This is a genomic window from Bacillus sp. AR8-1, from assembly GCF_008042345.1.
Taxonomy (GTDB): domain Bacteria; phylum Bacillota; class Bacilli; order Bacillales; family Bacillaceae_G; genus Bacillus_A; species Bacillus_A cereus.
The window spans coordinates 84,139-103,520 of sequence record NZ_QNUB01000005.1; the positions used below are offsets into that span (position 1 = coordinate 84,139).

Here is a 19,382-nt window from a genome sequence, read left to right on the forward strand (position 1 = left end):
TGGAAAGCGTGAGAAGGAGAGGGAAAGGGATGTCAATGCGTTTTACATTTTGGATTATGGTTGGGATTGTAGCAATTTCTGGTTTATCACAAGGAATGCTCTTACCTGCCATTGCAATGATTTTTGAACAAGAAGGGGTTAGTTCAAGTATTAACGGTATTCATGCGACGGCATTGTACATCGGGATATTAGTTATTTCGCCGTTTCTTGAAAAACCGATGCAAAGGTTTGGAATGAAGCCAATTATTGTTATAGGTGGGTTTCTCGTTATTATTTCATTATTCTTTTTTACACAAACATTTTCATTTTGGGTATGGTTTATCCTTAGATTTCTAGTTGGAGTCGGAGATCATATGCTTCATGTCGGAACACAAACATGGATTACGACAACATCGGACCCAAGTAAAATAGGGAGACAAGTATCGATATACGGTGTATTCTTCGGAATTGGTTTTGCCGTTGGTCCGTATTTAGCAAGCACTGTACAGTACGGTCTTGCAACGCCATTTATTATATCTACTATACTTTGTCTAATAGGTTGGCTTTTACTACTTCCAACAAAAAATGCATTCCCAGCGCAAGATGAAAGAGAAGTGAAGAGTGAATCATCATTTTCTCGTTATAAACAAGTTGTTGGATTAGGATGGATTGCGTTACTAGGACCACTTGCATACGGTGTACTTGAGGCGATGTTAAATAGTAACTTACCAGTATACGCACTTCGTAAAGGGTGGTCTGTTTCAGATGTATCCTTCTTATTACCAGCATTTGCAGTTGGGGGTATTATTACACAGATTCCGCTCGGTATATTGAGTGATAAATACGGAAGGGATCGTATATTAACCTGGACGTTTAGCATAAGTACGGGCATTTTTCTACTTGCCGCCGTATTTGATCAATATTACTGGATCGTCTTTGCCTGCATGCTTTTAGCGGGTATGGTTATTGGATCGTGTTTCTCTTTAGGGCTTGGATTTATGACTGATTTATTACCGAGACACTTACTACCGGCAGGTAATATATTATCCGGAATCGCTTTTAGTTTAGGAAGTATTATGGGGCCTGTATTAGGCGGCGTATTTATAGAAAAAATACAGTATACAAGCTTTTTTATTGCGGTTATGATTATAATGGGAATTCTAGCAATGTTATACATGGTCTACATGAAGAATCAATTCGCATCAAGAAAAATAGAAAGTAGGTTAGGGCATGACAAAACAACCTAATAAAAAGAAATTTGAAGTACTTGAAAATGAAACAATTACAGACTGCTTAGCACGTATGGAACAAGAAGGCTACGCTCCGTCTCGTCGTATGGAAGAGCCGATCTTTCATGAAGTAAAGAAAGACGGCAAAACAGTAGTTGAGCCGTGCGGTAGGAAGATTGTTTTTGAAGGGAAATTGAAGTAATCCAATAACAAATTCTCTTTATCGTATAGAGCCATCCAATAGCTGGGTGGCTTGTTTTTTTATTAATCAATGAAGGAAGGAATTAATTAAAATGAATCTCCCTTTCATTTCTCCTAATTGGCTTCATTATATGGGGCAAAAGATTGCTACTTTTTTCGTATATTGGTAAAATAAGTTCTTGGGTCTTACTTATTGTTATCGGTATAATGTTTGTCGCTTAACGTAAAGAAATTAGTTACAAAGATTCCATAATATTTAAAGGGGGTACAGCAACGATCCCCTCTTTTTGGAGCCACTCACAAACGTAAAGCAAGAGAAGAGGCTATATGAACTATTCTTCTATCTTGTTTAGATTAAACGAGTTACTGCAATTGGAACAGGTATATGAAACTAGTCGACATCCTGATGGATCATGTTTCTCTAGCAATCTATCAATTCTGATGGAATTGATAGATTGCTAGAGAATGGAAAATGATTATCTGTATATTCCGAAGCAGATGTAACAGAGTGTCCTTCCATAATTAAGGGTAAAACCAAAATACGTTGTTTTAAAGAATGATTTGTTAGAACTGGTTATAAGTAATAAAACAGAAAAGAGGATCACATGTTAGATACTTTACAGAGAAGTAAAAAGTTTTTTTTATTATGTCTTATTTTTTTAGTGCTTTTAACTGCTTGTGGTAATACAGATGTTAAGACATCTAAAGCTTCATTACCACCGGCTGAATCTAATATAGATACATCATTAAAAGCACCAAATTGGGTAAAGAAGAGTCCTATCCAACAGTCTCCTAATTTTGCGGAAGATAAAAAAGTAAAATCGGTTGTGAATTTACTAGCAACGGGTGATAATTTATATCATGACGCAGTAATTAAAGATGGCAAACAAAAAGACGGTTCATATGATTATAACTATATTTATGAAAATATCAAAAAAGCTGTTAAATCAAGTGATCTTACTATCGTGAACCAGGAGACTCCAATTGCAGGAAATAATCTAAAAGTACAGGGATATCCGACTTTCAATACACCTGAAGAAGTAGGCCAATCTTTAGTGGACACTGGATTCAATATAGTGACTCAAGCGACAAATCATGCTATGGATATGGGTATTAAAGGTGTTGCGAATACAAGAGAATACTGGAAGAAATATCCGGATGTTATCCCAGTAGGCATTAATGAGAGTCAAAACGAGCGTAATGAAATAAAAACGATTACAAAAAATGGTATTCGTTTTGCGTTACTAAATTATACATATGGTACGAATGGAATTAAAATTCCGGCTGATAAGTCTTGGGCTTTAAATTTAATTGATAAAAAAGCGATACAAAATGATGTGGAAAAGGCAAAGAATAGCTCTGATATGGTGATTGTTATGGTGCATTGGGGAGTAGAATATACATCTACACCTTCAAAGCAACAAAAAGAAGTTGCTCAATATTTAACAGATTTAGGTGTAGATGTAGTAATTGGAAATCATCCACATGTAATTCAACCAATTGAGTGGAAACAAAATAAAGATGGACATGAAACGCTAATCTATTATTCTCTTGGAAATCTTATCTCTGCGCAAGAAAAATTAGAAACATTGGTTGGAGGATTATCTTATGTACAATTTGTTAAGTATGAAGATAAAACTTTTGGTATACGACAAGCGGCAATCGTACCGACAGTAACCGACTACGCTGATGGTAAGAAACAATTTAAAATTCAATTTTTAAAAGATTATTCGGATGAAGATTCTAAAAAACATGGAATTAAAAAATTTGTCGGCCCCGTTTCTTTGAAGGATTTCAAGGAGATTCCTAGAGACGTGTTGGGAAATTGGTATATAGACTAATAAACAAAAAGGGAATGAGATACAATTAAAAAATTTATAATTTTAGCATTGGTATTGGCAATGGGATGGAGTCTTGCTGCTTGTAGTGGAAAGCAAACATCTCAGGAAACTACTAATAATAACGATAAAAATAAAAAAGAGATACATGCGAATAAAAAAGATGTTTTACCTATCTCTGATCCTAATGATTGGAGAATTATTCTTGTAAATAGAGAGCATATGTTATCAAAGGAATTAGGAATTGAATTAACAAGTATTACCCAAAATGCTAAGCCGAATATGAAAATAGATAGTAGAATTGCAACTTCCTATCAGGATATGGTAGCAGCTGCAAAAAAAGAGGGAATCAATCTTTATTTAAGATCAGGTTATCGAGCTATAAAATTACAACAAACGTATTATGATGCTTCAGTTAAAAGCTATAAATCTCAAGGTTTGTCGGACAAAGAAGCTAGTGCTAAAGCATTGGAATATCTTCAGTATCCTGGTGCAAGTGAACATCATACTGGATTAGCGTTAGACATTATTTCAGTTGAATGGCAGAATACTGTAGAAGATTTAAATGCAAAATTTGAAACTACCGATGCATTCAAATGGTTAGATAAGAATGCTGCAGAGTATGGATTTACTCTCCGCTATCCAAAAGATAAAGAGAATATTACTGGCATTAAGTATGAGCCATGGCACTATCGTTATGTAGGAAAAGAAGTTGCTGTTTATCTAAAAGAAAAAGGGTTAACTTTAGAAGAATATAACGAAAAAATTAAGTCTGGTAAGTAAAAATACACTTTGATTCTATTAAAAAGTCAGATTTGGAGGGTGTGTTAATCTTCCTCCTAGAATTGCGAAAACAGTGTATGATAATGTAAGCACGTATGAACCAGTTATCGTGTGAAACGATGTATGTATAAAAAAGTTACATTTATAAAAGAAGCAATGAAAAAGGATCTGATATTCATATCAGATCCTTTTTCATTCACAACATAGAATACTTACTTAACTAAGCCTTAAAGACTGCCTGCTTTTCAGGTACTACAATAGTAACCTCGCTTTTTTATTTTGGATGTTCGTTTTTCTTAGCTTGATAGACATGTGGAAGTAGTTCAAACAATGCGATTAGCATTTTTTTGTTTGGATGATTTGTGCACCGGATATTCACTATTGATTTCAGTTCAGTAATAACGAATTCTACAATAGATGACAGAACGTATATTTGGTATAATGGAAATATACTACTTAAAATAATGTACATGAGTTATAAAATCTATGTAAAGAGGTAAGGACTACATAACAATAACTAAATGTAAAAGTTCTAGTACATATAGGGTTCAGTTCATGTTAAGCAAATTCGTTATGAGAAAGGAAAAGATGTAATGAATCAAATTTCATTTGAAGATTTATTTGAAGACGAAAAAGAAGATAAAAAAGAAAAGGTAGAGGTAGCCGAAATACCTGCACCTTTATCAGCATTGCAAAAAGATATATTGGAATTAATGGATTCTGAAGAAATAAGTGCATTGGAGTTATGCGAACAATTAATACGATCTGGTAAAATATCAGATGAAAGATTTACAACGAATAAGCCAAAAGCATATGGACAAGTATGCTTAGCATTGGAAGGTTTTGTTACAGAAGGAAAGCTTACTTTTGTTAAAAACGATGAGAAAAGAGATAGGGTGTATAAAGTGAAAGAAGAAATTTCTAACATATAAGTTGTAAAGAGGGAAATGAATGATTTTTAGGGAGGTAGTTCATTTTCTACTTCTACATTAAAAAAGGTGCCAATCTTTCTTGATTGACACCTTTTTTAATAATTTAACATCTAACGTATTTACGTTTGAAACCAACTCTTCCTCTATCGACTTCTTTCTGAATACTTTCGGAAGCATTTAACAAACTGCTTTTTTTATTATCACGTTTTACTTCAACTATACCAACTTCTTTTGCAGTCTCGACTGCTTTTTCGTGTAGTGGAACATATGAAATTGCTACAGTATTTATAAAATTATTCATAGCAGATTTTGTTCGTTCTGGCGCAGCATGAATTGTATTTTTTACAATTTCAAGCATATCGGAAATTTTGCTTTCGGCAAATTCATTGTCTTTGCGATTTCCTAAAAGCCAGCAGTAGCAACTCCAGCCCGCTGACATTCGTAGCTCATCCCCACTTGCAATCCATTTATCCGCAACGTCTTGGGCGATAGTTGACTCCGATAAAGTTACTGCTACCACATAATCAGATAGCATATAAAAATATGCCCCGTCCATCCAGCGATCAAAATCAGACTCATTCATAGCTTTTGGATCTGCAATAATGCCTGCAAAGTACATAGCATCGTAGTTACCTGTAGCATAAAGTTCCTCAGCTAACTCTTGAATTACTTTTATTTTCTTAGCGATTGGTTTCATAGCACCTGTAGCTACGCCAAAAACCGGCTCGTGTGCACCGTTAGAGATGTATGTTTTTTTTGTTCTTTCCTTACCAAGGGCTTCAAGCTCTTGCATGACTGTTTTAAAATCCATAGCTGTGCACTTCCTTCCTTAATATAAGTAATCATCTAGTTTATATATTTTCAATTCTAATACTAATCGTATGTGAGTAGGATGTCTACTTTCTATAATATTCCCGTATTAATTTTGAAAGCCTAGCTATTCATACTTATGAGGGTACTATATTAATGTAAAGGGAGGGACAATACGGATGTAAATAATATTTTATCTTTGGCTCTTTCTCTGTATTATCATGTTATTTTATAATAAGGAAATAAATAGCATTTTAAATTAAGTATGTGAGGTTAGTTATAAATGATAAAGAAATTTACTAGAGTAGTATTAACTATGGTTATGCCAATCAGTCTTATTACAGGTTGTGGAGCTGCTGAAAAAACTGAAGCACAAAAGCCGAAAGGGGTACAAAAGGAGAAAAAGGACTATACGGATTACTCATATGGTAGCAAAGGTATACTAGTAAGCGGAAAAGCGAAAGAACGGCAACAATACGAGATTGGATATATAGATGATAACAAGTTAATTGGGATTGATGAAAATATTGAAGACTGCATTATTTTAGATAATAAAGATGAAGTAGGTCTCATTTGGAAACAAATAGAGCGTGGATCTATTATTGAAGTGCAATACGGTAAGGATCGCAATGATATTGTAGGCGTGCAATTCGTAGGAGATCGTGAGCCATACGAAATTAGTGATAAGTTTGATCGAAATACGATAAACGAAATTGTCGGACAAGTTAAAGGTAATTTGTAATAGTATATAATGTGAAAGAAATAGCATTTACTATAGCTATTAAAGTGTGGATTGTTGAAAATGCTTTTGACGGTATTGGTAATTAGTTGTAAAATAATTTTTGTTGACGGATTTTGTAAAAAGTATGTTAGATGAAATTCATTTGTAGGGATGACATATAAATATTTTCTTAACGGGCATAAAATAATATAATTTAAATATATAAATAAAAAGAAAATATATTAGAAGTACATAATAGATTCGTATTTTTAAAATTAATGTGACAACAAAAGGAGGTTGAGATATATACACGGCGAAAATGTGTGTATATCTATTTATAATAATGAATAAGACAATCAAACAACAAGTAATCGCACTATCAACAAGTCTAGTGATTTTAGGGAGTGTACCTTTATCAGCATCAGCAGAAGAGATAAACAAAGCTCAAACTGATCAACTAAATATTGCCCAAGGAGAACATGGAACGAGCGGATTAAATTATTCTAATTTCAAGTTGGAAGTTCCTGATTATGTACAAGTTAACGAAGCAGAAGTATCTGAAAATGAAAAAATGCTTTTAGAAGAATATAAGCATAAACATGATGAAACAGAAGAATTAAACAAAATGAAAGATGCAAAGAAGGGGCAAGTAGCAGAAAAGGAAGCTATTTTAAATATTGAAAAGGCATTTGAATCTGTAGATGGTCGAAATGATGGATCTGATCGTCAAATGAAACCTGTTGCAAAGCCAAGAGGTATTCAATATAGTGCACCGAGTACGAAGAAATATGGAACACTTGCAGGAGTTCCATTTGTAGAGTGGATTGTTCCAGCAGGAAACTCTGATATTCGTCCTGCAAATCCGATGAAAGCACGTTACATTACAATCCATGAGACGGCAAATACGGCCGCTGGTGCTAATGCTGAAAATCATGCGAAATATTTGTATAAACAAGCAACAGAGGGGACGTTCCGAACAGCTTCATGGCATTTTACAGTAGACGATAAACAAATTTATCAACACTTACCAACAAACGAAAACGGTTGGCATGCAGGAGATGGAGATGGATCAGGAAACAGGGAGTCTATCGGTATCGAGATCGCGGTTAACCAAGACGGTGATTACAATAAAGCTTTAGAAAATGCAAAACGACTTGCGGGTTATTTAATGAACAAAGAAGGAATTGGTGCAGATCATATTTACAAGCATCAACAATGGAGCGGGAAAAAATGTCCTGACATTTTAATTTCACGTGGTAATTGGGCTGGTTTCGTACAAGGAATTCAGTGGTATGCAAATATAAATGCGCAGATTGATACTCCTTTACAAGATAAAAATGACTCATTTAATCCAAATGAAAATAATCCAGCTGAACCTAGCATGGAACTAGTGGTAAATGGTAGTGGCATCAATGTACGTAGTGATGCGGGTATTGAACATCGTGTTGTACGTAAAGCTTCAAACGGAGATCGTTACAAAGTATTAGCGGTTAAAAATGGTTGGTATAAAGTAGGTAATGGAGAATGGATTTTCTATGACCCAAGTTGGATTAAAATTAACTACAATGTACCAAAGGAAGAGGTACAAAAGCCTAAGGAAGAAGTACAAAAACCAAAAGATGATATTACAGGTGGCTGGTTTGAAGGGCATATTCGTAAATTAAACAGTCTAGGTATTATGCAAGGCGAAGGCAATGGTGTATTTGCGCCATATCGAAATGTAACGAGAGCGGAGTTTGCGAAATTAATCTCGAATGCTCTTAAACTACCAGAGGGAAATAAGTCATTTGTAGATATTAATGAGGCACATCCATCACTTCATGACGGTATTAAACGTTGTGCAAGTGCAGGAATTATTAATGGTCGTGGTGAAGGGGTTTTTGATCCTAACTCACCAATTACTCGTGAAGAAGTATCTATTATGATTGACAAAGCATTACGATACAAAGGAATTACAGGTGAGTTAGTAGCATTACCATTTACAGATAAGCATTTAATAACATATAAAGAATCGGTTCAACGATTATACAGCTTAAAGGTAGTTAATGGTGTTGGAAATAATGAGTTTGATCCCCGAGGTACAGCGACTCGTGGTCAGGCAGCTGCTTTTATTGTGAAGATGTTAGATTCAATGCAAAAATAAAACTTTAATCAGTGGGGCCACTCGCGTTGCAATCGAGCAGTTTATTCACCGAATTTTGAAATGAGGGTTTTACTGCCTGCAAATAGCAGAATAAATTGTATGTAGAAGCTGACATTGGTAGAAGTAAAAAATAAGAAGAATTTGAAAGGAGCTATCCAAAATAATAATTTGGAATAGCTCCTATTTAGTAGGAAGAACAAATTGTATTTCATAGATTGTAATGCAGAATGCCCTTCCAAGCCCCTCATAAGCCCCTACCAAGTAATAAATCACTAAGAAAAAACAAAAACAAAAACAACTACAAGAACAAAACAAGCACGAAAAAATGAAACCGGCGTTGTAGTAGTAAAAAAAATTGTAATTCGAATGCCAAAACCATTCCCGCATTCCTATTTTTATAATGAAGGATTAAAATCTTCCTATTTACTAGCAAAGAGTGGAGGGAAACATATGGCGGTATACCGTAATGTGCAGGTGAACTTTTGGCAAGATGAATTCATATTAGATTTAACGCCAGAGGAGCGTTATTTTTACATATATTTGTTAACTGGTACGAAAACGAAGCAATGTGGTATTTACATATTACCGAAGCGTGTGGCAGAGCTTGAAACAGGTTATAGTATGGAGACTGTTGAGAAGTTGCTAAACAGGTTTGTTGAGTATGGAAAGATTTTATATGATACGGAAACGAAAGAGGTATTCATAATAAACTGGTTACACTATAACCCTATTTCAAATACGAATGTAGAAAAGTGCGTATTACGTGAGTTAAAGACTGTAAAAAATAATGAGTTCATACATATCTTTTTACGTAAATGCCTTGAAGAAGAATACACGATTCCATTATTATTGCAGCATTTTGGTATGCCAAAAGAAGAGGATAATAGTAGTTCACAAGTAGTTATTGAAGAGAAAGAAGAAGCGGAAGAGGTAGAAAGTATAGAAGAGAACGTTCCAAATAGTGAAGTTTATAAGTTTTATGAACAAAATATTAGTAGTTTATCCCCATATATTGTGAAAGAATTGAAGAATTGGATACAAAGACTTTCTGGAGAGAAAGTGTTAGAGGCACTTAAAATTGCGTTTGAAAATAATAAGAAAACGTTAGCTTATGTGAAGGGGATTTTGAGGAATTGGTGTAGCAAAAAGTTAAAGGATTTTAGTGGGGAGAAGTGTGTAATGGGAAGTTTAGAGAGAAGGAAATGTATGTTGAGTAGTGTATTTTAATTTACATTAATTTAATGTAGAATGTACGTTCGTTTTTTGTGGGTTTTATGCTATACTACCATTAAATAAGGGTATTTTTATAATAGATAAAAAGATGCGGGGGGTACAAAGTTTGACTACTAGTACATCTGAGTTGTTTCAATATATTAATATGACAGAAGAACAGGAACAATTATCACTACGATATTTACAGACAAAAGAAGAAGAGATTTTAAAAGATATTGAACTAACGACGATTCGTGATCAAAAAAGAAGCGATTTTGCGGAGCGATTTATAAACGATTTTAGGAAAGTACATAAACAAGATCCGGGTTTCTTTCGGTTATTTTATCATATACTCGAGGAGCAATTATTAAATGTTCTTGTAGTCCGTTTTGCGCATGTCAGTTTTTCTAAAATGAAGGTTTATTTAGAAAAAAGTGCACTACCTTTGGACAACCTTGTAGCAATTGCATGTAGGTATTTATCTAGTATTTCAAGTTACGTCAATGAAGCAGATGTTTTTCTTAGAGAGTTAACAAAAGAGAAACCGAACTATATAGAGGAACAATTACATACTTTACCAACTAAACAGCAATTAACATTACTTCTCGTAATGTTTGATGTAGAGTATGAAAAGTTTCGTACATATAGTTCTTTATTGAATGAGAGGTTAGAAGAACATACAGAATTTATATTGAAACTGCTAGGGGAAAAGGAAAAGGAAAAGGAAAAGGTTGAAGCAGTTAAACGGTATTTAAAAGGTGAAGATGATAGTGAAGTATTTATAGGTGGGAATTTACCGGAACATATTTGGCGGCTATTATTTTGTGTTCATAAACATTCGAATGTTGCGAGGCGATATATTGAGATATTGGCGAAGAAAAATGTTTGGGGTTTTATAAACTATGCAACACGTTATATGTGTCACACTCTCGGTCAGTCTCAAAACCACAAAAAAACTGGTAGTGTAAATAGAGAAACGTATGAAGAAATTCAAAGTTTTTGTACACAGTTTTGGATTTCTAAGGAAAGATTTTTTGCGCATCGTCTAAGGCAACATGATTTGAATAGTGAGGATTTTTGTAAGACGTATGAATATGAATTGCTATGCTTTATGTTGGAGGAAAACCCTGAATTTATTCAACAAACTTTGCAATATGTAAGTAAAATGAATTATCTCATCATCGCACGAACGCTAGCCGAAAAAGGATATGAGCTAAATAGAGGGAAAATGCGAGAAGAATTTTTTGTTGCTGCTTTGCAAATTAAATTGTCTACAGTGCGGGATACATATTGTGATTATTTACTAGGGAAGTTGTCACTTGAGGATATGGAGCAAATACTTAAAAATCCGAAATATAGAAGTATGTATTGGGGTATGCCGGTGTTAGAGGTTGCGCTTCTTTGGGATATAGATGATGTAGCGAAAAGGGAAGCTGTACTTACACTACAGTTTGGAGATGATGATAGTGTTAATTTATACGAACTTCTTTACGAATGTTCTGTCAGAGGAGTAGAGCCGAAACAAGTATTAGAAGATCTGCTTTCGTATGGGTTAAGTAAGGAAAAACTTATCGCTTATGCAGTTGAAGAAGCTGCATGCTACAGTGAAGAGAGAAATAAGGCGAAGGAAGCGCTTGTTTGTGTAATTGTAAAAGAACAAGCATATATAATTGAACGGTTTGATGAGTATTCTGCTATGGCAAAAGCATATATTTTAGAAGAGTTAGCAAAGGATAACATGGTTAAAATGCGTCCGATTTTAATTAAAAGCTTAGGAGATTCATCTAAAAAAATGCGTGAGTCTGTAGTTAAACTGCTTTCAAAAGATATAGAAGCTGCAGCAGATGTAGCAGTTGAACTTCATAATAAAAAGAAGATTGTTCGTGAAAATGTGATGAAAATACTAATAGAGTATAAGCTTGAAAAATATACGAAACTTGTACAGGAAGCTTTGCAAGAAAGTAAAAATGCATCTTTCGCAGGAAAATTGTCGTTTTTATTTCAAACGGAGGAAGAAAAGATCGAAGAACTATGTGCACGTATTTTAACGGAACAAACAAGAAATTCACTTCTGCAATTGATTGGGGATGAGCCACAAATCCGTTTACGTGACTCTAATGAAATTGCTGATGCTGCAATTCCGTTAGCCTATTTACAACAGTATATTTCAGATGCTGTTATTGAGAAGAAAGAAACGGCAGAAGTAATTGGTAGAGCTTTAAATGAAGAGGACTTAAAAGAATATGTGCAAACAATATATCAAATATGGATTTCTCAAGACGCAGATGTGAAGAAGCGTGGAATTCTTTCGTTATACGGAATGTATAGTGACGACAAAATGGTCGACATACTTATAAAGCAAATTGATGAATGGGTGCTTCAAATGAGAGGAAAGATAGCAGCGGATGCCGTTCGTGCTTTAGGTTTGTCTTCATCTAAGCTTGCACTTATGTCTATTCATGCAATAGCATTTAAATATAAACATAAGCAAGTACGTAATGCAGCAAAAGAAGCCCTAAGTCTTGCTGCGAAAACACGTGGTATAACAGAGGAAGAGCTGGAAGATCAATTGGTGCCGGACCTTGGCTTTACTATACATGGTGAAAAGATAATTGATTTCGGGAATCGAAGTTTTACTGCCATTTTAACTACAGAGTCAAAAATTGAATTAGAGACAGAGGAAGGAAAACGTATGAAGTCACTTCCAAAGCCGAATGCAAAAGATGATGTAGAAAAGGCTGAAGAGGCTAAAAAAGAATTAGCCTCTTTAAAGAAGGAGCTCCGAACTACTCTTTCAATGCAAAAACAACGATTAGAAGCGGCACTTTCGTTAAAGCGTTATTGGTCACATAATGCATGGAAGTCTGTATTTATGGATAATTCAATTATGAAGCAATTTTCTATTTCACTCATTTGGGGTGAGTATAAGGAAGGGAAGTTGCTGAACGCATTCCGTTATGCAGAAGGTGGCGTGTTCTGTACAATTGAAGGGAAGAGTTATGAACTTTCATTTGGCACTGTTATTGGTTTCGTTCATCCGTTAGAATTGTCTGGGGCGGAGAAGGAATTATGGAAAGAGCAATTAGAAAGTGCGGGAATTGTTCAGCCGTTCCTACAAATTGAGCGTCCAGTGTTTGTAGTAGAAGAGAATGATGAGAGTGCTATTGAGAGATTTGGTGGTATTTTACTAAATGGTCGTTCGTTATTCGGTAAGATGACGAAGCTTGGATGGATCCGTGGATCTGTTCAAGATGGCGGTGTGTATTATACATTTTACAAAGAAGATACTTGTAACGGATTAGGAGTGCAATTGTCATTTAGCGGAGCGCCGATTGGTTATGAAGATGAAGAAGATGTATGTGTATTTGACATTCAATTTTATAAAGCAGGTACAGTGAATCGTGGTTCATATGAATACGATGAAATTGATGATGAAAGACGCATTGTACCAAAAGAAGTAGATAAACGCTTCTTTAGTGAAATGTTATATGATGTGCAAGTAGCGACAGGTGCAAATCTTGGGCATAATGAAAGTTGGCGTAGCAAACGATAAGAAAGACCCCCTTCATTGGTAGGAAAATGAAGGGGGTTTTTTAATGTTTTTAAAAGGTTCATTCTCAAAAAGAAGCGAATAGTGTGAGAAAGGGGTGGTTATATGGAGGTAGTTATAAAGAAGAAACGAAAAAGGGGAAGAAGAATTTTTATTTGGGCTAGTAGTATCGTTCTCTTGTTAGTTATTTCCGCTGCGATTTTTTTGAATATATATACGCTGAAATCTATGCCAAAGATAGATGGAACGATAAAGCTAGAGGATTTACAACACGCTGTTACGGTGAAGCGGGATAGTAAAGGTGTCCCGCATATTAAATCGGAAAATGCACATGATTTATATTTTTCACAAGGGTATGTACAAGCGCAAGATCGGTTGTTTCAAATGGATTTAAGTAGAAGACAAGCTTCTGGTATGTTAAGTGAAGTTGTTGGGGAAGCAGCTGTTGACCGAGATAAATTGTTTCGAACACTCGGTTTACGGCGAGCGGCAGAAGCTTCAGTTAGTCAATATGATGGAGAAGCAAAATATGCCCTGCAGTCATTTGCTGATGGAGTGAACGCTTTTATACGTGAGGCGAAAAAGGAAAAGAAATTACCAGTTGAGTTTACTATATTAGGTTATGAACCTGCTGAGTGGTCAATTGTTGATACTTTAACGATCGGGAAGTATATGGCGTTTGACTTAGGAGGACATTGGCATGGACAGGCGTTTCGATATTGGGCGCTGAAAAACCTTCCGAAAGAGCAAGCAAATGAGCTATTTCCTAAATATCCGAAAGATGCTCCTAGATTGCTAGCTGAACTGAAAAATACAAATGTGGACGTAGCGCAAAGTTTTTCAAAAACGATAATTCCGCCGGAGTTTAACGGTAGTAATAACTGGGTTGTGAGCGGTGAGAAGAGTGCATCAGGTAAGCCGATTTTAGCAGATGATCCTCATTTATCTCTTGCGACGCCTTCTATTTGGTATCAAACGAGACTTGAAATGCAAGGTTTAAATGTGAGTGGCGTTATTTTCGCTGGAGTACCAGGTGTTATATTAGGACACAATGACAAAATAGCGTGGGGCGTTACGAATACAGGGCCTGATGTGCAAGATTTATATATTGAGAAGAGAAATCCTAATAATGAAAATGAATTTCTGTATAACGATAAATGGGAGAAAGCTACCGTTGTAGACGAGTCTATTAAAGTAAAAGGCGGGAAGACAATTCCTTATAACGTTACAATTACGAGGCATGGACCAGTAATTTCAGAGTTTGCGAATAAGGGGAAGGAGAAAACGAAAACCGTATTCTCTTTAAAGTGGACAGCTTTAGAACCGTCAGCTGAGTTAAAAGCTGTATTAAATATGAACAAAGCAAAAGACTGGACGGAGTTTGAAACCGCTCTTCAAGATTTCCATACACCAACGCAAAACTTTGTGTTTGCATCAAACGATGGCACGATTGCTTATAAAGCAAATGGAAATATACCAGTGCGTAAAAAAGGCGATGGTAGCTTGCCTGTTCCAGGATGGACAGATGAATATGAATGGGAAGGATATATTCCATTTGATCAGCTGCCGAAAGTTATAAATCCGAAAGAAGGTTTTATTTCAACTGCGAATAATAAAATTGTTGATGATGATTATCCGTACCATATTAGCAATACGTGGGCACAGCCATATAGGCAAATGCGTATTCAAGAATTTTTGCAAGAGAAGGAAAAGTATACGGTGAAAGATTTAGAAGAGTTACAGATGGATCAAAAGAATTTATACGGGAAAGAGTTTACTCCTATATTTTTAAAAGAGTTAAATAAAGCATCTTTAAATGAGGTAGAGAAAGAAGGTGTAAACCAATTAACAAAGTGGAATTTTTACGATAGTAAAGATGAAGCGGCACCATTAATATTCCATTTATTAATGAAAGAGATTTCAAATACGTTATTTTCAAAAGAAATACCGAAAGATGTAATGGAGTTATTTAAAGGGAAGTCACAAGTTGTGGATGAATTAATCCGGAAACAAGTAGCAGGAGAAAATAGTGCATGGTTTTCTAAGTACGGAGGTTTCACAAAAGTTGTGCATACATCGTACGAGAATGTAATGAAGAAATTGCAGAAGGAATATGGACCCGATGTTGGGGCCTGGAAGTGGGACGATTATCATCAACTCGCTTTTACACATCCAATTTCGAAATCATCTAGTATGTTAGCGTTACTCACTTTTAATCGTGAGAAACCAGTTCCAATTGGCGGAAGTCAAGTTACCGTTCAAGCAGCGAGTTACGGCGATAACGGCATTGTAAATCACGGGGCTTCTTGGCGATTTGTTATTGATACGAAAGATATGTCAAACGGTTATCATATCGTAGGGCCAGGACAATCGGGACATTTTAGAAGCGATTGGTATCATGATCAAATAGATGATTGGGTAAGTGGAACGTATCATACGACTACATTGAATACGGAGGGAATAGAGGGGAAGGTGCTAAATTTAGAACCGAAGTGATGGGGTGTTTTTGTTTGTGGAGGGACTAGTAATAATCTTTTTGATAATGAAAGCTTATCATTTAGAACATAACCCAGTTCTTAAATGATTTTAACAGCCAGCCTACTATCATTTAATTTGATAGTAGGCTGTTTCCATCTTCGAAATACGCTGTAGCAACTTCTTCAGGATTACGATTATTTCCACATGCTGCAAGTGCTGTAACAAATAAAGCCATTACAACTATTAACATGATTATTCCAGTTTTGAGGGGAATTAGTTAACAAAGACCAGGTATTATTTGCAACAGAACGGTCCCTCTGTACCCCTTGTTTCGTCATTTTTCTACGCCATCCAACTTGACAAATGTTTTTTTATCAAACTACAATGAAAATCATTATCAATAATATAGGGAGGATACTTTTGTCAATAAATGAAAAACAATATATTTATAGGTTAATAACCAGATCTTGTTAAGTCGTATGTACTATTTTTAGTTTAGCGTTGCCCAGAATGTACACCAATTAATCTCGCGAATTACAAGAAAACTATTATTGAAATGAGGCGTGCATTGTGAAGTTGGACGTGAATGAGTTAGCAGAGTATCTTGCCAATAATCCTTTCCGAGTAGAAGGAGTATATCGTTATGCTAAAAATCCAGGTGTGCCTTGTGCTGAGTCTACAGATTCTTTCCCAGGATTTGTATTTCCACTTACAGGGAAGACGCAATTTCAATTTAATGGTACGCCGTATATCCTTTCCCCAGGAAAAGTTATACATGGGGGTGCAAAAATGACATTAGCCCATAAAATGCTTGGTGAAATAAACTGGGAATATATTCTTGTTTTATATCAGATAAGCAATTCAGAACGAGAAGACTCTGGCTTTACTCATCAGCATTTTGAATTATTAACAGGACAATCTCCTCGTCTTGTCGAATTACTTATGCGTCTTTGGGATGTGTATAATCAGCGTGGAGGCATTTCGATGCTTCAGACCGAAATGCTGTTTCGCGAAGCGTTGAATGAAGCTTTATTAAGTGTTGTCAATAGAGAAAACAACTATGAGTCGCATACTTTATTCGAACGAATATCTAGTTACGTTCGCAAATACTATTATAAAGATATTACAATACATACGCTTACAGAACAAAATAATGTTAATCGAAATCGTCTTTCTTACGTGTTTAGAAAGCATGCAGGTATGGGGCCAGCAGAATATGTATTGAACTATCGTATAAAGATGGCTCAAAAAATGTTATGTACAAGTGGTGTGCCTGTACAACAAATTGCGCAGGCTGTTGGAATCACAGACCCTTTTTATTTTAGTAGAGTTTTCAAGAAGCGAGTTGGCATTTCGCCTACTAAATATCGCGAGAAGTTCATCAATAATCCATACTAATGTCAACAGGGGTCCATTCTTATTTGAAAATCACTGTTCTATACTTATGGAGAGTTAAAGGAAACATTGGATTGAAAGAACTTTCATTGAAATCACTCCTTTGTACTATCTGAATGAAAAGTTCTGGCCGGAGCATTTTCTTTTTAAGCGTAATGACGACTTTTTTACTTAGATTATTGTAATATAGTGGAAGTTAAAAATGAGGAGGGATTATTATCCATTACCAACCTATTAAACTAAATGACGAGTTATCTAAAATTAACGATTATTGGTATCCACGAGTGATTGGTGAAATGAATGATGATCAAATTCAGCTTTTTAAAGCTAATGGAGATTTTATATGGCATGAGCATCCTAATACGGATAAGCTATTTATTGTGCTTGAAGGGGAGATGTTCATCGATTTCCGTGATGGACAGGTGAAAATTTCTAAGGGCGAGATGTTTATTGTCCCGAGAGGCGTTGAGCATAAACCTTTCACTGAAAAGGAATCCCACATCATGTTGGTAGAGCCTAAAAGGGAAATGGATTGATAATCGTAAAAAGATAAAAAAGGAGCGGAAATCCGTTCCTTTTTTATTTATCTTACTATTTTTAGGAGCTTAGTATGAGTAAGATGTGAATAAAGGATGAATAGCATTTTTATCAATAAAAATTTATTGGATTTTTTGTGGAATATATATGAAACGTTGTATAAAATAATCAAGAAAGCCAAAAATTATAGGGGGGAAGTTGTGAAGAAAAATAAGAGTTTAATAAGTTTTTTAGGAGTGTTTATTATGTTGTTTTCTTTTTGTTTTCAAGGAAATGTACAGGCAGATGTAAATACTGTTCAATCTGGAAAAATCAAATCAGGAAACGTAACAGTATGGGAAGTTGGAAATGTAGCGAAAGTATTAGCGGATGTGGAGCGCTTAAATTTAAATACAGTAAATGTACCGATTCAAGTGGATATCCCGAATGTGACTTCTACGAATATGGTAATTAATCAAGCGCAAAAGCAACAAGCTATTATTTTAATTCAAGAATTATTAAAGCGTAATATTCAAGTTATAGTGGAACCGTTCCCGTATATTCAGCAGGGGAATGTTGGAGAGACAGAATGGAACCCAAGTAACATTAATGATTTCTTCTGGAATTGGAAGACGGTTATTCTGCAAGATATTTTTAATTCCATTACAAGTAAATACAATGTGTATGGACTAAAGATTGCTTCTAATTTCGTGAATATGGAGTATGCAGAAGGATACTGGAGCGATACAATTAATTTTGTTCGTAATCAGTATAAAGGAAATGTTTTGTATCAAATGAACTGGTGGTTAACAGCAAGCTGGGACCCTTCTTATGAAGCAAAGTTTAAAGAAAAAATCAATCGCCCGTATTTAAAAAAGGTGGATATTGTTAGTATTGATAGTTGGTTTGAAGTTTCAGGAAAAAGGAATCCAACATATGAAGAAGTGAAACAAAGTTTATTTGCGACAACAGTATATAATCGTGGGCAAAATGTTGTTCAGCAATTGGAACAATTACATAATGCAACAGGAAAGCCAGTTTACTTCGGTGGATTTAACGTTCCAGCGCGTGAACTTGGATTACAAAATCCATGGAATCCAGATGTTTCAAATGTGTTTTCGAAAGATGTACAATTAAATGGATGGCGTGCTTACCGCGATGTATTAGAACCGAAACCATATTTTAAAGGTTTTTCAATTTGGTTTATTGGCTCTAATGATAGTACACATCCGTATCAAATACATAGTAAAGAAGCAGAGGCAGTTATTAACGGGTGGTACCGAAAATAAATTTTATAAAATAGGTAAGTTTTAAAGTTTACTACATATATTTCTAGTGAAAGGCCTTTCACCATCTTATCACCTAGGGGGCAATCATAATGAAATTTTTGTCTTACCTTACAGTAATTTTGGTGATTCTTGGCGGTTTGAATTGGTTATTTGTAGCGTTAGATTACAATGTAGTTGAGAAATGGTTTGGTTCTATGCCGGCGCTTGTGGACACTATTTATTGGCTCATTGGTCTCTCTGCTATTTATCAAATTTTTGATCGGTTCTTTACGAACGATTAGCTATTATTCTTTCATTATTAGAGTG

Annotated in this window: 15 protein-coding genes; 14 read left to right on the forward strand and 1 reads right to left on the reverse strand. The window is 35.1% G+C overall.

The annotated features are described in order from the left end of the window. Positions 1 to 29 precede the first annotated feature (29 nt). From DN400_RS01820 to DN400_RS01840, 5 genes are all read left to right on the forward strand, one after another. Positions 30 to 1,226 carry an MFS transporter gene (locus DN400_RS01820; RefSeq protein WP_000062798.1) on the forward strand — a complete coding sequence of 399 codons (1,197 nt, stop codon included), beginning with the start codon at positions 30 to 32 and terminating at the stop codon, positions 1,224 to 1,226. Continuing rightward, entirely contained in the window at positions 1,210 to 1,410 is a 201-nt protein-coding gene (locus DN400_RS01825; protein ID WP_000166303.1) for an NETI motif-containing protein, read from the forward strand. The genes DN400_RS01820 and DN400_RS01825 overlap by 17 nt, the downstream gene beginning before the upstream one ends. A gap of 604 nt (positions 1,411 to 2,014) precedes the next feature. After that, on the forward strand, positions 2,015 to 3,250 hold the full coding sequence (locus tag DN400_RS01830; protein WP_147801503.1) for a CapA family protein: 1,236 nt from the start codon (positions 2,015 to 2,017) through the stop codon (positions 3,248 to 3,250). A gap of 48 nt (positions 3,251 to 3,298) precedes the next feature. Then, entirely contained in the window at positions 3,299 to 4,030 is a 732-nt protein-coding gene (locus tag DN400_RS01835; protein WP_000241993.1) for a M15 family metallopeptidase, read from the forward strand. 593 nt (positions 4,031 to 4,623) lie between these two features. Further along, positions 4,624 to 4,962, forward strand: coding sequence for a DUF3895 domain-containing protein (locus tag DN400_RS01840; protein WP_001071898.1), 339 nt, complete (start codon positions 4,624 to 4,626; stop codon positions 4,960 to 4,962). 103 nt (positions 4,963 to 5,065) lie between these two features. Here the strand turns inward: DN400_RS01840 and DN400_RS01845 are convergent, their stop codons facing one another. Then, on the reverse strand, positions 5,066 to 5,773 hold the full coding sequence (locus tag DN400_RS01845; RefSeq protein WP_147801504.1) for a DNA alkylation repair protein: 708 nt from the start codon (positions 5,771 to 5,773) through the stop codon (positions 5,066 to 5,068). Positions 5,774 to 6,055: 282 nt separating this feature from the next. Here DN400_RS01845 and DN400_RS01850 point away from each other — a divergent pair, with 282 nt between their 5' ends. From DN400_RS01850 to DN400_RS01900, 9 genes are all read left to right on the forward strand, one after another. Beyond that, positions 6,056 to 6,514 (forward strand): hypothetical protein, encoded by a 459-nt coding sequence (locus DN400_RS01850; protein ID WP_000591650.1) that lies wholly within the window; start codon positions 6,056 to 6,058, stop codon positions 6,512 to 6,514. Between the two features lie 322 nt (positions 6,515 to 6,836). Then, positions 6,837 to 8,636: an S-layer homology domain-containing protein gene (locus DN400_RS01855; protein WP_025117791.1), complete on the forward strand. Its 1,800-nt coding sequence runs from the start codon at positions 6,837 to 6,839 to the stop codon at positions 8,634 to 8,636. Between the two features lie 450 nt (positions 8,637 to 9,086). Further along, positions 9,087 to 9,863 carry a DnaD domain-containing protein gene (locus tag DN400_RS01865; protein ID WP_086422622.1) on the forward strand — a complete coding sequence of 259 codons (777 nt, stop codon included), beginning with the start codon at positions 9,087 to 9,089 and terminating at the stop codon, positions 9,861 to 9,863. Between the two features lie 112 nt (positions 9,864 to 9,975). After that, positions 9,976 to 13,401, forward strand: coding sequence for a DUF4132 domain-containing protein (locus tag DN400_RS01870; RefSeq protein ID WP_147801505.1), 3,426 nt, complete (start codon positions 9,976 to 9,978; stop codon positions 13,399 to 13,401). A gap of 102 nt (positions 13,402 to 13,503) precedes the next feature. After that, positions 13,504 to 15,894, forward strand: coding sequence for a penicillin acylase family protein (locus tag DN400_RS01875; protein ID WP_147801506.1), 2,391 nt, complete (start codon positions 13,504 to 13,506; stop codon positions 15,892 to 15,894). A gap of 552 nt (positions 15,895 to 16,446) precedes the next feature. Beyond that, positions 16,447 to 17,274: a helix-turn-helix transcriptional regulator gene (locus DN400_RS01880; protein ID WP_147801507.1), complete on the forward strand. Its 828-nt coding sequence runs from the start codon at positions 16,447 to 16,449 to the stop codon at positions 17,272 to 17,274. Positions 17,275 to 17,567: 293 nt separating this feature from the next. Further along, positions 17,568 to 17,807, forward strand: a complete 240-nt coding sequence (locus DN400_RS01890) for a cupin domain-containing protein (RefSeq protein WP_000997182.1) — start codon at positions 17,568 to 17,570, stop codon at positions 17,805 to 17,807. A gap of 201 nt (positions 17,808 to 18,008) precedes the next feature. Beyond that, the gene (locus DN400_RS01895; RefSeq protein WP_141550718.1) at positions 18,009 to 19,076 is read left to right on the forward strand and encodes a glycoside hydrolase family 113; all 1,068 of its coding nucleotides are present in this window, start codon (positions 18,009 to 18,011) and stop codon (positions 19,074 to 19,076) included. An 89-nt stretch (positions 19,077 to 19,165) separates the two neighbouring features. Beyond that, positions 19,166 to 19,357, forward strand: a complete 192-nt coding sequence (locus tag DN400_RS01900) for a DUF378 domain-containing protein (protein ID WP_000670804.1) — start codon at positions 19,166 to 19,168, stop codon at positions 19,355 to 19,357. Positions 19,358 to 19,382: the final 25 nt, after the last annotated feature.